We start from the raw sequence: 13,656 nt of genomic DNA, 5'->3' as shown, positions 1-13,656 counted from the left end.
GATGTCAGAGGCGGTTACTCGGGCGCCCCGCGGGGCGACCCGGGTAGCCGCCCTCGACGGTCTACGGGGACTGGTCATCGTCTCCGTCGTGCTCAACCACGCGGGCGGTGTCCTGTGGCCGCACGGTGCGGCGTACGACGTGCCGGTCGTCAACGGCCTGCTCGGCGGCGGCGCGGTCATCGTGTTCTTCGTCGTCGGCTCGTTCATCGTCGCGTCCGGGCTGGTGCGTGACCGCGAGCGCGGCACGTTCGACCCGTGGCGCTTCTACCTGCGGCGGTTGGTCCGGCTCGGTGCCCAGCTGGTGCTGCTCTGTGCCGCGGTCGCCGTGGCGCTGCAGTTCGACCCGGTGCCGCCGTCGGGCGAGGTGCTGGCGAACAACATCCTGCACGTCCTCACCTACACCTTCAACGAGTACGGGCAGACCGACTTCTTCTCCGTCCGCGCGGAGCTGGGGCACCTGTGGTATCTCAGCGTCCAGCAGCAGTGCTATCTCGTGCTGCCGCTGCTCCTGGCCCCGATCCTGGTGCGCCGCTATCGCTGGGCGCTCGTCGTCGCGCTCATCGGCGTGTGCGGGCTCGTCTACTGGTGGCGCCAGGAGGTCGTCGACGACCGCGGCTGGGTGATCGCCTCGTCGCTGACGTCGACCCGCGCCGACGGGCTGGTCTGGGGGGTCGTGATGGCGCTGCTGATCCCGGTCGCGGCCCGCGTCCGCGGCTGGCGCCACCTGCTGTGGATCTCGGGTCTGGTGCTGGTCGTGCTGAAGCTGGTCCTGCCGGAGCTGCCCGAGCTCGCCTACCTGGGGCCGTGGTCGCTCGCGTTCACGTTCGTGGCGGGCATCGTCGTCCTGGCGATCTGGCAGCTCGACGAGCCGACCCGGGTCTCGCGGCTGCTGTCGTGGAGCCCGCTGCGTCGCCTGGGCCGGGCCTCGTTGTCGATCTTCCTGTGGCACCTACCGATCATCGTGATCATCACCCGGCACACCCCCGACTGGCGCTGGCAGGTGCGGACCCTGCTCGCCCTGGTCGTGCTGGTCGCCGTGGTGGTCGTGATGGAGCGGTACGTCGAGGAGCCGGTACGCCGCCTGCTCGCGTCCCGGCCGGTCTTCCGGTTGCGGCCCGCGACCGCGGCCGACGAGCAGGCGGCCCGCACATGACCAGCAGCACCGACGCCCGGCCCCCGCTGCGCCTCGTCCTCGCCCTGCAGGCCGGTGCGGCCGTCCTCTACCTGCTGGCGCAGGCCGGTCGGCTCATCGCGCCCGAGTCGCTGGCGATGATCCGACCGTTGGATGCTCTCTTCACCGGTGGCAACGTGGCGGTGGCGATGCTGCTCGCCCTGGCCGGCTTCGCCCTCACCGCCCGTCTGCTCGAGGCCCGTCCCGCAGGGATCGCCGCGGTGCTCCGTCGCTCGGGCGGCGAGCTGGCCGTCCTGGTGTTCGCGGTCGTCCTCGTGTGCGCGGCGGCGCTGGTCGTCGACGCGACCGACGACACCGACGGGGCGGACTGGTCGACCACGTGGCGGTCGATCCTGCGGGTCCTGTCGTTCCGGTCGAACGCCTGGCTGCTGGACCAGCCCGGAGCGGGCCGCGCCGACCTCACGTCGCTGTGGTTCTTCAGCGTGCTGGTGCAGCTGATGCTCGTGGCGATCGTGCTCGTGCTCGTGCTGGGTGGTCGCCCGCTCGTCCTCGCCGGAGTGCTGACGGCAGGTGCGGTCGCCTGCGCCACGCACCGGGTGCTCGTCCTGGACGAGCAGGGGTGGTTCGCGGCCTCGCTCGGCACGTTCACCCGCGGCGACGCCTTCCTGCTCGGCGCAGCGGCCGCGGCGCTGGGCGCCCGGTTGCGCTGGACGCCGGCGACGGCGGGTGCGGTGTTCGGCGGCGCGGCGATGGTGCTCGGGGGCGCGGTGCTGGCGGCGTCGTTCCTCACCGTCGAGGAGACCTTCCGGGTCCTCGCGCCGCTCGTCGCGGTGCTCACGGCCCTGGCCGCCCTCGCGGCCGCGCACCACCCCGACCCGCGGACCCTGGCCGTCGAGGTCCTGGACCAGGAGCCGGTCGTGCTCGTGGGCCGGGACTGGTACCTGATCGTCGCCTGGGCGCCGTTCGTCGCCGTGACGGCGGGGCGTCACCTCGACGGCCAGCCGACCGGACTGGCGGCGGTCGTCACCGTCCTGGTGACGGGGCTGCTCACGGTGGGGAGCAGTTGGCTGCTCCTGCAGGCGGCCGACCGTGTCGACCGGCACCGGTCAGTGCTGCCGGCCCGGCATCGTGGAGGACCGGCGAGCATCGAGGTCGGCGGCGACGATCGCCGTACCGGGGGTGAGCCGCCCGCGGACCGCTGACCACCCGCCCCACACGCGTTCGTGGTGCTCGGGCCACTCCGGCTCCAGCAGCCGGGTGATCCGGAATCCGGCGCCGGCGAGCACGGCCACCCAGTCGCCCAGGGTGCGGTGGTGCTCGACGTACGACACGTCGCCGGTGGCGTCGTCCACCTCGACGTACGGCGTCCGGTCCCAGTAGGACTGGCTGGCCACGAGGCCGGCCTCGGAGGGGTCGTCGGGAAACATCCACCGGGTCGGGTGGGTGATCGAGAACGCGAATCGGCCGCCGGGGCGCAGGACGCGCGCGGCCTCCGCGACCGCCACGTCGAGCTCGCTGACGAACTGCAGGGCGCCGAAGGACGAGAAGACGGCGTCGAAGGAGTCGTCGGCGAAGGGCAACGCGGTGGCCGTGCCGAGCACCGAGGGCACGGCGACGCCGGTGGACTCGTCGAGGCGTCGGCTGTGCTGCAGCTGACGCTGGGACAGGTCCAGGCCGACGGCGCGTCCGCCGCGGGTGCGGATCCACCGCGAGCACTGGCCGGCACCGGAGCCCACCTCCAGGACGTCGCGTCCCGCGACCGGGCCGAGCACGCCGGCCTCGGCCTCGGTGAGTCCCTCGGGACCCCACACGAACCCGGCGTCGCCGAGGAAGGTTCCGTGGGTGGCCTGGTACTCGTCGGCGTACCGGTCCCAGTCCGGGCCGTTGGCCCGGCGCGACTCCTCCTCGCCGACGGCCCGGCGCTCGGCCCGGAACGGCGGGAGGTCGGGGTGATGGCGCGAGTCGGGGGCGTCGGCGTCGCCGAGCATGCTGCCGGTGGTCACGATCCGACGGTAGTCGCCGGCGCCGTGGCACGATCGCCCGCGTGGACCTCGCAGCCGCCTCGCTCGCCCCGTTGCCCGGCGGCCACTCGGGCCAGACCTTCCTCGCCGAGGTCGCGGGGGAGCGCTCCGTCGTGCGCGTGTACGCCGAGTCCGGACCCCGAGGTGCGGCCGCCGCCGAGGTCGACGCGGCACTGCTGCGCCTGGTCCGCGGCCTGCTCCCGGTGCCGGAGGTGCTCGAGCTGCGTCGCGCCGACCCGGCGAGCGGGATGCCCGCGCTGCTCGTCACGTCGTACCTCCCGGGGGTGCGCTGCGACCTGCTGCTGCCCGACCTCGACGAGACCGGACGGCGCGCCCTCGGCACCCGGCTCGGGGTGCTGGTCGCCGATCTCGGCGGGATGCCGCAGCTGGGCGACGGGCCGTTCGTCGACGCCGATCTGCGGGTCGGGACGTGGGAGCGGCCCGAGGGCCTGCCGGAGCTGGTCGCCGACACCCGCCCCGAGCTGGTCGCCGTCGCCGACGACGCCCAGGCGCTGCTCGACACGGTCACGAGGCGGGTGCTCGTGCACGGCGACCTGACCCCGGGCAACCTGCTCGTCGACCCGGACACCCTGGCGGTGACGGGGTTGGTCGACTGGGAGCTCGCCCACGCCGGGCATCCCTTCGCCGACCTCGGCAGCCTGCTCCGCTTCGAGCGGGACCCGGTGCTCACCACAGCGGTCCTGCAGGGGTACGCCGCCCGCCGCGGGACCGACCCGGCGACGGCGCTGGCGCTGGCCGGGGCGGCCGATCTGGTGGCCCTGGTCGAGCTCGCCTCCCGGCCGGGCCGGCACCCGGACGCGGAGCGTGCCGAGCGACTGCTGCGGGCCGTGGCCCGGGCCGGGGATCCCGGGGCGTGGACGGACCCGGGGTGAGCGCAGCCTGGGGGGTGTTCGCGGGTTGGACGCGGATGAGCGCGGCGGCGTAGGCTGAAGTCTGCGCCAGAGGTCTGCCTGCGTCCCGGACGGAGAGGACTCTCGCTCGCTATCAGCGCCAGGATCTTCTCCACCGGGTCCGCGCAGCCACGATCGGTAGTGAAACAGGACCTTCACGCGTGCCCGTACGACTTCTGCCCACCAAAGGTTTCCTTCCCTTATGACGAGCACCATCTCGACCCTCCCCGATTACGACGCGCCCCAGGTCGCGATCAACGACATCGGTTCGGAGGAAGACTTCCTCGCGGCCATCGACGCGACGATCAAGTACTTCAACGACGGCGACATCGTCGCCGGCACCATCGTCAAGGTCGACCGCGACGAGGTCCTTCTCGACATCGGCTACAAGACCGAGGGCGTCATCCCCTCGCGCGAGCTGTCGATCAAGCACGACGTCGACCCCGCCGAGGTCGTCGCCGTCGGCGACGAGGTCGAGGCCCTGGTCCTCCAGAAGGAGGACAAGGAGGGTCGCCTGATCCTGTCCAAGAAGCGCGCCCAGTACGAGCGCGCCTGGGGCACGATCGAGCAGGTCAAGGAGGAGGACGGCGTCGTCGAGGGCACCGTCATCGAGGTCGTCAAGGGCGGCCTCATCCTCGACATCGGCCTCCGCGGCTTCCTGCCCGCCTCGCTCGTCGAGATGCGTCGCGTCCGCGACCTGCAGCCGTACGTCGGCCAGACGCTCGAGGCCAAGATCATCGAGCTCGACAAGAACCGCAACAACGTGGTCCTGTCGCGCCGTGCCTGGCTCGAGCAGACCCAGTCCGAGGTTCGCCACGGCTTCCTGACCCAGCTGCAGAAGGGCCAGATCCGCAAGGGCGTCGTCTCCTCGATCGTCAACTTCGGTGCGTTCGTGGACCTCGGCGGCGTCGACGGTCTGGTGCACGTCTCCGAGCTGTCGTGGAAGCACATCGACCACCCGTCCGAGGTCGTCGCCGTCGGCGACGAGGTCACCGTCGAGGTCCTCGACGTCGACATGGACCGCGAGCGTGTCTCCCTGTCGCTGAAGGCGACGCAGGAGGACCCGTGGCAGCACTTCGCCCGGACCCACCAGATCGGTCAGATCGTGCCCGGCAAGGTCACCAAGCTGGTGCCCTTCGGCTCGTTCGTCCGCGTCGAGGAGGGCATCGAGGGCCTGGTGCACATCTCCGAGCTCGCCGAGCGTCACGTCGAGATCCCCGAGCAGGTCGTCCAGGTCAACGACGACGTCATGGTCAAGATCATCGACATCGACCTCGAGCGTCGCCGGATCTCGCTCTCGCTGAAGCAGGCCAACGAGACCGCGGCCGCGACCGACGTGGAGGAGTTCGACCCGACCCTCTACGGCATGGCCGCCACGTACGACGAGCAGGGCAACTACGTCTACCCCGACGGCTTCGACCCGGAGACGGGCGAGTGGCTCGAGGGCTTCGACGAGCAGCGCGCGGCCTGGGAGGACCAGTACGCCAAGGCGCACGCCCGCTGGGAGGCGCACGTCAAGCAGCAGGCCGAGGCCAAGCAGGCCGAGGTCGAGGCCGGCGAGGCGACGTCGTACTCCAGCGGCGGCTCGGACGACTCCGAGACCGGCGGTGCCGCCGAGGGTGGCTCGCTGGCCTCCGACGAGGCCCTGCAGGCGCTGCGCGAGAAGCTGACCGGCGGCGCGAGCTGACCTCCAGCAGGCAGTAGCCAGCCAGACACACAACGACGTCGGCCCGGCCACCTCACGGTGGCCGGGCCGACGTCGTCGTATATGTGGGTGGGGACGGCACCTCAGACGAGGGAGCCGGGCTGGCGGAACGCGGGGTCGTCGAAGTGGGAGGCGGGGGGACGCCGGGTGCCCCGGCTGTCGTGGGCCATCGTGCGGATGGTCAGGAACGCGAGAGTGGCGGCCAGCGCCAGCAGGAGATAGAAGAAGATCATGGCAGTATCCTGCGCTTCATCGACTTCCTGCCACAGTGGCAGGAAAGCCACCTTTCATCGATTTTCTGCCACGGTCGTGGCACCATGGAGGGCGTGGAACGGGTGCAGCGGGTCGCGGTGGTGGTGCAGGACGGTGCGGAGCCCTTCGGGCTCGGCTCCCTGGTCGAGGTGTGGGGGGAGCCCTACCACGCCGACGACGACAACCCGGTCTTCGACTTCCAGGTCTGCACCCCGCGGCCCGGACGGGTCCGCGGCCGCTCCGACTTCGACCTGCACATCGAGCGCGGCCTGGAGGCCGTCGCCGAGGCCGACCTGGTCTGCCTGAGCCCCAAGCACGACTTCCTGAACCAGGACCCGGCGGTCGTCGAGGCCGTGCGGGCGGCGTACGAGCGCGGAGCGATCCTCTACGCCCATTGTTCGGGCGTGTTCGAGCTGGGTGCCGCCGGACTGCTCGACGGCCGCGAGTGCACCACCCACTGGCGCTACACGTCCCGCCTGGCCGCGATGTACCCCGAGGCCCTGGTCCGCCCCGACGTCCTGTACTGCCACGACGGCACGGTGCTCACCGGTGCCGGGTCGGCCGCCGGCATCGACGCGTCGCTGCATCTGCTGCGCGACCTGTACGGCGCCCGGGTGGCCGCGACGACCGCCCGCCGGATCGTCGTACCCCCGCACCGCGACGGGGGACAGGCGCAGTTCATCGCCCGCCCGGTCCCGGACTGCGACGACGAGACCTTCGGCGTCCTGCAGCAGTGGATCGTCGAGAACCTCCACGAGGAGCTCGACGTCGACGCCCTGGCGAAGCGCGCGCTGATGTCGCCGCGCACCTTCGCGCGCCGCTTCCGCGACGAGGTCGGCGCGACCCCGCACGTGTGGGTGACCCGCCAGCGGGTGCTGCGCGCCGAACAGCTCCTCGAGCAGACCGACCACTCGATCGAGCGGATCGCCGGCGACGTCGGCTTCGGCAACGCGGCGACGCTGCGGCACCACTTCTCCCGGATCCGGGGCGTCAGTCCGCAGCGGTACCGACGCGCGTTCTCGGCCTGACGCGGCGCCCGGACCCGCCCGGCTAGGGTCGCCCCATGCGGGTGGGACTCACGGGCGGGATCGCCTCGGGCAAGAGCACGGTGTCGACGCTCCTGGAGGAGCTCGGCGCGATCGTCATCGACGGCGACAAGCTGGCGCGCGAGGTGGTGGAGCGCGGGACCCCCGGGCTGGCGGCCGTCGTCGAGGCGTTCGGGGCCGAGCTGCTGACCCCCGCGGGCGACCTGGACCGCCCGGCCCTGGGCCGGGTCGTGTTCGGGGACGAGGCGAAGCGCCGGCAGCTCGAGTCGATCGTGCACCCCCTGGTCTTCGAGCGGTACGCCGCCCTCGAGGCCGCCGCGCCCGCGGGCGCGCTGGTCGTCCACGACATCCCGCTGCTGGCCGAGTCGGGCCGCGCGGACACCTTCGACGCGGTGCTCGTCGTGGACGTGCCGGTCGAGACCCAGGTCGAGCGGATGGTCCGCGATCGCGGGATGGAGCGGGCCGACGCCGAGGCGCGGATCGCCGCCCAGGCCACGCGCGAGCAGCGGCTCGCCATCGCGACCCACGTCCTCGACAACACCGGGACCCTCGACGACCTGCGCCGTCGGGTGCACCAGGTGCACGCGGAGCTCAGGTCGTCGCGGGCAGGCTCCGGGACACGCTCCGGGTCATGAACGTGCTGTTCGGATCCGGTCGGTAGTCGCCGAACGGCGGGCACGCGACGAACCCGTGCCGGGCGTAGAGCTCGCGGGCGGGGGCGAAGAACTCCTGCGTGCCGGTCTCCAGGCTGACCCGGTCGAAGCCGGCGCGGCCGGCCTCGTCGAGGACGAAGGCGAGCAGCCGCGACGCGATGCCCTGCCGGGTCCGGTGTGGTGCCGTGCGCATCGACTTCAGCTCGGCGTGCTCGTCGTCGAGCCGCTTGAGGGCCGCGCAGCCGACGAGCTCCCCGCCGTCGTACGCCGACCAGAAGCGCACGCCGGGCGCACGCAGCCCGCTGAGGTCGAGCGCGTGCACGCTCTCCGCGGGTGAGGTCTCGTGCATCTGGTCGAGATGGGCCTGGAGGAAGGCGGCGATCTCGGGGGAGGTCAGTGGGTCGGGCGCGATCTGCACTGACGTAGCGTGTCATCCCCCGACGCGAGGAGTGCGACATGGTGGCGAGCCGATCGGCTCGGGAGCGGAAGGCGGGGGTCGAGGCCGGCCCGCTGGCGAAGGTCAGGATCGATCTCGACGGCCAGCGGCAGTTCCTCTACAAGGTCGCGTGCACGACGTGCACGTCCAAGGGGGATCGGCCCTGGTCGACCCACCGTCCCGGAGGGGACAACGGCTACCTGGCGGCGATGGACCGGTGGACCTTCCACCTGACCGAGCGGCACCCGGGTGCCGAGGCACCGTGCCTGGCCTACCTGGACGCGGCGCGGCAGCGGCTGCACGAGCGACGCGAGGCCGGGCAGCCCTGAAATGCCCGTTGCCCCCGCCGGTGGGCGGGGGCAACGAGGTGGTGCCGAGGAACTGCGGCCGATCAGGCCGCGAGGTCCGGATCGGCGATGCGGCGCAGCTTCTGCAGCGCCTCCCGCTCGAGCTGGCGCACCCGCTCGGCGGAGATGCCGTGCTTCGTGCCGATGTCGGCCAGTTTGTGCTGGCGCCCGTCGACGAGGCCGTAGCGCGAGCGGATGATGTCGGCCGCGCGCTCGTCGAGGTGGCCCACCAGCGTGTTCAGCCGGTCGCGGGCCTCCACGTCGAGGAACGACAGGTCGGGACCCGGCGAGGTCTCCTGGGCCATCAGATCGCCGAGCGAGGTGTCGCCGTCCTCGTCGACGGGGGAGTCGAGGCTGACGTGCTCACGGCCCCAGGCCATCAGGTCGAGGACCCGGTCGACGCTCATGCCGAGCTCGGTGGCGATCTCGTGCGGCTCCGGGTCGCGGCCCAGCTGGCGCTCGAGGGTACGGCGGGCGCCGCCGACCTGGTTGAGCTCCTCGACGACGTGCACGGGCAGCCGGACGACCCGGGCCTGCTGTGCGATGCCGCGGGTGATCGCCTGGCGGACCCACCAGGTGGCGTAGGTCGAGAACTTGTAGCCCTTGGTGTAGTCGAACTTCTCGACCGCGCGGATCAGGCCGGTGTTGCCCTCCTGGATCAGGTCCAGCATCGGCATCTGCGCCCGGCCGTACTTGCGGGCGATGGAGACGACGAGGCGGAGGTTGGCGGTGATGAAGGTGTCGACCGCCTTGCGGCCCTCCTCGGCCAGCCACTCCAGCTCCTCCTGCTTGGCCGACATCGGGGCGCCGCCCTTGCGACGACCGACCCGGCCCTCGGCGAGCAGGTGCTCGGCCATCAGTCCGGCCTCGATGGTCTTGGAGAGCTCGACCTCGGTGGCCGCGTCGAGGAGGGCGTTGCGGGCGATCTCGTCGAGGTACAGGCCGACGCTGTCGCGACCCTCGATCTCGCGTCCCCCCGCAGGTGCGGTTCGTGTAGCCATGGGGCCCTCCTAGCTTCCGTGACGCCGGCTGTTTGTCGGCTCACATCGTCGTCAACGCCCCAGGTGACCAGAGGATTCCCCGGCCAAACCCGTTGGGCCTTCGACTGGAACGACGTGCGGGAGAGCCCGGGAGTTGCCGAATCTCGCAACTCTCAGGGACTTCTCAGGGCTCCTCTCGGGGCACACCCCGATCAGCGGTCGGCGAGCCCCATCCGGTCCAGGATCCAGGCGAGCGTGAAGGCCCGGTCGTGCCACGACTTGTACCGCCCCGAGACGCCCCCGTGGCCGGCCGACATCTCGGTGCGCAGCAGCACGTCGGGGTTGCCGGCGACCGCACGCAGCCGGGCCACCCACTTGGCCGGCTCGACGTAGAGGACGCGGGTGTCGTTCAGCGAGGTCTCGGCCAGGATCGGCGGGTAGTCGCGCTCGGCGACGTTGTCGTACGGCGCGTAGCCGGCCATGTAGGCGTAGACCTCCGGGTCGGCCTCCGGGTTGCCCCACTCGTCGTACTCGGTCACGGTCAGCGGCAGGGTCGCGTCGAGCATGGTGGTGAGCGCGTCGACGAAGGGGACCTGGGCGACGAAACCGCCGAACAGCTCGGGCGCCTGGTTGGCGACCGCGCCGACAAGCAGGCCGCCGGCGCTCCCGCCCTCGGCGACCAGGGTCTCGGGAGTCGCCCAGCCGGTGTCGACGAGGTGGCGCGCACAGGCAATGAAGTCGCCGAAGGTGTGCTGCTTGGCGAACAGCTTGCCCTCGTCGTACCAGCGCCGGCCCATCTCCCCGCCGCCGCGGACGTGGGCGATGGCGAAGGCCGCCCCGCGGTCGAGCAGGGAGAGGCGGGCGACGGAGAAGTACGGGTCGGTCGAGACCTCGTAGGCGCCGTAGCCGTAGAGCAGGGTCGGAACGGGCTGCGTGCCACCGCCCACCCCCTCGCGTGCGCCGCGACGGCACACGATCGAGATCGGCACCCGCTCGCCGTCCTCCGCCGTCGCCCAGAGCCGGTGCTCCTCGTAGTCGGCGGGGTCGTAGCCACCGAGCACGGGCGCCCGCCGCAGCAGGGTCAGCTCGCGGGTGCGGACGTCGTAGTCGTAGACCGACGACGGCACCGCCATCGTGGTGTAGCCGAGCCGGACGGTGGGCTGGTCGAAGACCGGGTTGCCCCCGCCGCCGACGGTGTAGACCGCGTGGTCGAACTCCACCAGGTAGTCCTCGCCGGTCCCGTCCGCGTCGAGCTCGACGATCCGCAGCTGGGTCAGGCCGTCGCTGCGCTGGTGGATCACCAGGTGGCCGGCGTGGGCGTCCACGCCCTCCAGGCGTACGGCGGGGTCGTGCGGGACCAGCGCGCGCCAGCCCGCGGGAGCGGTGGGGGCGATCGGGGCCACGCCGATCTCGAAGTCCGGCCCGGTGGCGTTGTGGTGGACCAGGAAGACGTCCTCGCCGGCAAGCACGGCGTGCTCGAGCGTGTACTCCAGGTCCTCGCGACGCTCGCTGAACAGCACCCACTCGGCGTCGGGGTCGGCGGTGTCGAGGTAGCGGTACTCGGTGGTGGTCTTGGAGCCCGTCGCCGTCATCAGGAACCGGTTGCTGCGGCTGCGGCCGATGCCGGTCCAGAACCGGCCGTCGGGCTCGTGCAGGACCAGCTCGTCCTCCGCCTGGGCGGTGCCGAGGCGGTGGCGCCACACCTTGTCGGGCCGCCAGGACTCGTCGATGGTCGAGTAGAAGCAGTCGAGGCCGTTGGGGTGCCACACGACGCCGCCCATCACCCCGGTGAGCTCGTCGTCGCGCAGCTGACCCGTCGCGAGGTCCTTGAACCGGACCGTGTAGCGCTCGTCGCCGACCGTGTCGACGGCGTAGGCCAGCAGCGCGTCGTCGAGGGTCAGGGCGGAGCCGCCCAGGGAGAAGAACTCGTGCCCCTCGGCCAGCTCGTTGAGGTCGAGCAGCACCTCCTCGCCGGGAAGCGCCGGCTCGTCGGGGCGGGCCTCGGCGGCGGGCTGCGGCGGCGTCCAGTCGTCCGGGTCGCTGACCGGCACGCGGCACGTCGCGCCGTACTCCTTGCCCTCGTAGGAGCGGGAGTAGTACCAGTGCCCCCGGTTGCGGGTGGGGACCGAGAGGTCGGTCTCCAGGGTGCGCGCCTTCACCTCGTCGAAGATCGTCGTGCGCAGCTCGGCGAGGTGCGCGGTCCGTTCGTCGGTGTAGGCGTTCTCGGCCTCGAGGTACGCCGCGACCTCCGGCGAGTCCTTCTCGCGCAGCCACTCGTAGTCGTCGACGCGGGTCTGGCCGTGGATCTCGCGCGTGGTCGGGCGCCGGTCGGCGACGGGGGGTTGCCCAGCGGAATGCATGGGGCGAACCTATCCGGCCTCCGGTGCGGAACGCCGTGCGGCGCCGGCTGACCTCGTCGGGCCGGGTGGATCTCCACAGGTCGATGCACAGGTCCAGACCGTTGGCTGTGGATCGTTGCCGTTCGCTGTGGACCGAGGACGCCGTCCTGTGGAGGGAGCTGTGGGACCGTCGGAACGTCTTGTGGCGCCGGTCACGGGGCGCGTAGAAACGTCCTCACCAGCTCCGCAACCGGCCGTCAGGCGGGGGAGGAGCCGGGGATCAGGCAGGAGCGAGGATCCGCACCGCGAGCCAGTTCGCGGCGTCGGCCCGGTGACGGGGCCGGCGGGGTCGGAGGTCCGGTCGGGTCGAGGCGGGCGTCACCGATTCCGCCTCGTACGAGGGCCTCGTGACGCTCATACCGTCGCGGGGCCCTCGGTCATTTCCCCGGTCCCGGGCTCGACCCCCTGCGCCGCTGGCTCCGCGGCCGGGTCCGCGGGCAGCCACGGACGGAGCGCGGGGTCGTCCTCGGCGTACGACCGCACCGGTCCGGCAGGAGTCTCGGCCGTCTCGAAGCGGACGGTGACGACGCCGCGGCCCGAGCCCCAGACCCAGCCGCGACCGAGCTCGTCGTGCTCGACGTCCATGCCGGGAGCCCAGGTGCGGCGTGAGTGGTGCGGCACCTCGATGACCGGGAGCTCGGGCTCGTCCTCGGCGGTCTCCCCGAACAGGTCCTCCTGCACCCAGTCGGCCAGTCCCGACAGGCCCACCCCGAGGAGCCGTACGCCGCCGGAGGTGTCGAGGTCGGCGAGCAGCGAGCGGGCCACGCGGGCGATGGTCGCCGAGGCGTCGGTGGGGGAGGCGAGGGTGCTCGAGCGGCTCAACGTCGTGAAGTCGTGCAGGCGCACCTTGATCGTGACCGTGCGCCCGGAGAGCCCGCCCTTGCGCAGCCGCGCCGCGACCTCGCCGGCCTGCCGGGTCAGCAGCCCCTCCATCAGCCTCCGGTCGGTGAGGTCGGTGTCGTAGGTGCCCTCGACGCTGACCGACTTGGCCTCCCGCTCGGGCACCACCGGGCGGTCGTCGAGCGCCCGGGCGAGCTGGTGGAGACTGCCGCCCTGCGCCTTCCCGACCAGCCGGACCAGCTCGTCCAGGTCGACCAGCTCCAGCTCGGCCACCGTGTGGATCCCCGAGCGGCGCAGCCGTTCGGCGGTCGCCGGCCCGACCCCCGGGATCACCGTGACGTGCATCGGCCGGAGGAGGTCCTGCTCGGTCCCCGGGGGTACGACGACCAGCCCGTCCGGCTTGTCGAGGTCGCTGGCCACCTTCGCGATGAACTTGGAGGTGCCGATCCCGACCGAGGCGGTGAGCCCCCGGGTCACCTCGGTCAGCCGGCCACGCAGCTCCTCGGCGAACGCGGTGACCGTGGCGACCTCGAGGTCGGGCAGCTCGGACTGCTCCAGGTCGACGAAGGCCTCGTCGAGCGACAGTGGCTCGACCAGGGGGCTGACCGATCGGAGCAGGCCCATGACCGCCCGGCTGGCGTCCCGGTAGGCGTGGAAGCGGCCGCTGAGGAACGCGGCGTGCGGGCAGCGGGACCTGGCCTCACGGGTCGACATGGCCGAGCGGACGCCGTACCGGCGGGCCTCGTAGGACGCCGTGGAGACCACGCCCCGGCCGCCGACCCCGCCGACCACGACCGGCTTGCCGCGCAGCGACGGCTTGTCGCGCTGCTCGACCGAGGCGAAGAACGCATCGAGATCGAGGTGGAGCACGGAGGCCTGGGCACGCACCCGCGCACGCTACTCCGGACCACCGACCGTCCACAGATCCACTCGC

The 13,656-nt window shown here is 72.3% G+C and carries 13 protein-coding genes; 7 read left to right on the top strand and 6 right to left on the bottom strand.

Annotation, left to right across the window (positions count from 1 at the left end):
* The first annotated feature begins 1 nt into the window (after position 1).
* Both VMF51_RS08555 and VMF51_RS08550 read left to right on the top strand, forming a co-directional pair.
* Positions 2-1,153: an acyltransferase gene (locus tag VMF51_RS08555; protein ID WP_325473992.1), complete on the top strand. Its 1,152-nt coding sequence runs from the start codon at positions 2-4 to the stop codon at positions 1,151-1,153.
* Entirely contained in the window at positions 1,150-2,334 is a 1,185-nt protein-coding gene (locus VMF51_RS08550; protein WP_325473991.1) for a hypothetical protein, read from the top strand. Before VMF51_RS08555 ends, VMF51_RS08550 begins: the two co-directional genes overlap by 4 nt.
* Here the strand turns inward: VMF51_RS08550 and VMF51_RS08545 are convergent.
* A complete protein-coding gene (locus VMF51_RS08545) occupies positions 2,239-3,120 on the bottom strand; it encodes a class I SAM-dependent methyltransferase (protein WP_325474116.1) in 882 nt (293 codons plus the stop codon). The genes VMF51_RS08550 and VMF51_RS08545 overlap by 96 nt on opposite strands.
* 56 nt (positions 3,121-3,176) lie before the next feature.
* Between VMF51_RS08545 and VMF51_RS08540 the strand changes: the two genes are divergently transcribed.
* Positions 3,177-4,046 (top strand): aminoglycoside phosphotransferase family protein, encoded by an 870-nt coding sequence (locus VMF51_RS08540; protein WP_325473990.1) that lies wholly within the window; start codon positions 3,177-3,179, stop codon positions 4,044-4,046.
* 220 nt (positions 4,047-4,266) lie between these two features.
* On the top strand, positions 4,267-5,751 hold the full coding sequence (gene rpsA / locus VMF51_RS08535; RefSeq protein ID WP_325473989.1) for a 30S ribosomal protein S1: 1,485 nt from the start codon (positions 4,267-4,269) through the stop codon (positions 5,749-5,751).
* A gap of 101 nt (positions 5,752-5,852) precedes the next feature.
* Here rpsA and VMF51_RS08530 read toward each other — a convergent pair whose 3' ends face one another.
* The gene (locus VMF51_RS08530) at positions 5,853-6,002 is read right to left on the bottom strand and encodes a hypothetical protein (RefSeq protein ID WP_325473988.1); all 150 of its coding nucleotides are present in this window, start codon (positions 6,000-6,002) and stop codon (positions 5,853-5,855) included.
* Between the two features lie 84 nt (positions 6,003-6,086).
* Here VMF51_RS08530 and VMF51_RS08525 point away from each other — a divergent pair, with 84 nt between their 5' ends.
* Together VMF51_RS08525 and coaE are read left to right on the top strand one after the other, a co-directional pair.
* A complete protein-coding gene (locus tag VMF51_RS08525; protein WP_414689449.1) occupies positions 6,087-7,049 on the top strand; it encodes a GlxA family transcriptional regulator in 963 nt (320 codons plus the stop codon).
* Between the two features lie 35 nt (positions 7,050-7,084).
* Positions 7,085-7,702, top strand: coding sequence for a dephospho-CoA kinase (gene coaE, locus VMF51_RS08520; protein WP_325473986.1), 618 nt, complete (start codon positions 7,085-7,087; stop codon positions 7,700-7,702).
* On the opposite strand, the gene VMF51_RS08515 is transcribed toward coaE, so the two are convergent.
* Positions 7,659-8,138 carry a GNAT family N-acetyltransferase gene (locus tag VMF51_RS08515; protein ID WP_325473985.1) on the bottom strand — a complete coding sequence of 160 codons (480 nt, stop codon included), beginning with the start codon at positions 8,136-8,138 and terminating at the stop codon, positions 7,659-7,661. The genes coaE and VMF51_RS08515 overlap by 44 nt on opposite strands.
* Positions 8,139-8,176: 38 nt before the next feature.
* Between VMF51_RS08515 and VMF51_RS08510 the strand changes: the two genes are divergently transcribed.
* Positions 8,177-8,485 (top strand): hypothetical protein, encoded by a 309-nt coding sequence (locus VMF51_RS08510; RefSeq protein WP_325473984.1) that lies wholly within the window; start codon positions 8,177-8,179, stop codon positions 8,483-8,485.
* Between the two features lie 62 nt (positions 8,486-8,547).
* Here VMF51_RS08510 and VMF51_RS08505 read toward each other — a convergent pair whose 3' ends face one another.
* The 3 genes from VMF51_RS08505 to VMF51_RS08495 form a co-directional block, all read right to left on the bottom strand.
* Positions 8,548-9,504: a sigma-70 family RNA polymerase sigma factor gene (locus VMF51_RS08505; protein ID WP_325473983.1), complete on the bottom strand. Its 957-nt coding sequence runs from the start codon at positions 9,502-9,504 to the stop codon at positions 8,548-8,550.
* 191 nt (positions 9,505-9,695) lie between these two features.
* Complete coding sequence (locus VMF51_RS08500) at positions 9,696-11,843, bottom strand: S9 family peptidase (protein WP_325473982.1); 2,148 nt, start codon at positions 11,841-11,843, stop codon at positions 9,696-9,698.
* Positions 11,844-12,236: 393 nt separating this feature from the next.
* The gene (locus tag VMF51_RS08495) at positions 12,237-13,610 is read right to left on the bottom strand and encodes a DNA polymerase IV (RefSeq protein ID WP_325473981.1); all 1,374 of its coding nucleotides are present in this window, start codon (positions 13,608-13,610) and stop codon (positions 12,237-12,239) included.
* Positions 13,611-13,656: the final 46 nt, after the last annotated feature.

It is taken from the genome of Nocardioides sp. (assembly GCF_035503875.1).
Taxonomy (GTDB): Bacteria; Actinomycetota; Actinomycetes; order Propionibacteriales; family Nocardioidaceae; genus Nocardioides.
The sequence above is the reverse complement of the archived record's forward strand: the minus strand, read 5'-3'. Positions and strand labels throughout refer to the sequence as shown.

Coding starts and splice junctions, on each gene's coding strand:
- VMF51_RS08525 (WP_414689449.1), top strand. CDS start 6,087: ATGGAGGGCGTGGAACGGGTGCAGCGGGTCGCGGTGGTGGTGCAGGAC.
- coaE (WP_325473986.1), top strand. CDS start 7,085: ATGCGGGTGGGACTCACGGGCGGGATCGCCTCGGGCAAGAGCACGGTG.
- VMF51_RS08500 (WP_325473982.1), bottom strand. CDS start 11,843: ATGCATTCCGCTGGGCAACCCCCCGTCGCCGACCGGCGCCCGACCACG.
- VMF51_RS08530 (WP_325473988.1), bottom strand. CDS start 6,002: ATGATCTTCTTCTATCTCCTGCTGGCGCTGGCCGCCACTCTCGCGTTC.
- rpsA (WP_325473989.1), top strand. CDS start 4,267: ATGACGAGCACCATCTCGACCCTCCCCGATTACGACGCGCCCCAGGTC.
- VMF51_RS08510 (WP_325473984.1), top strand. CDS start 8,177: ATGGTGGCGAGCCGATCGGCTCGGGAGCGGAAGGCGGGGGTCGAGGCC.
- VMF51_RS08505 (WP_325473983.1), bottom strand. CDS start 9,504: ATGGCTACACGAACCGCACCTGCGGGGGGACGCGAGATCGAGGGTCGC.
- VMF51_RS08550 (WP_325473991.1), top strand. CDS start 1,150: ATGACCAGCAGCACCGACGCCCGGCCCCCGCTGCGCCTCGTCCTCGCC.
- VMF51_RS08545 (WP_325474116.1), bottom strand. CDS start 3,120: ATGCTCGGCGACGCCGACGCCCCCGACTCGCGCCATCACCCCGACCTC.
- VMF51_RS08555 (WP_325473992.1), top strand. CDS start 2: ATGTCAGAGGCGGTTACTCGGGCGCCCCGCGGGGCGACCCGGGTAGCC.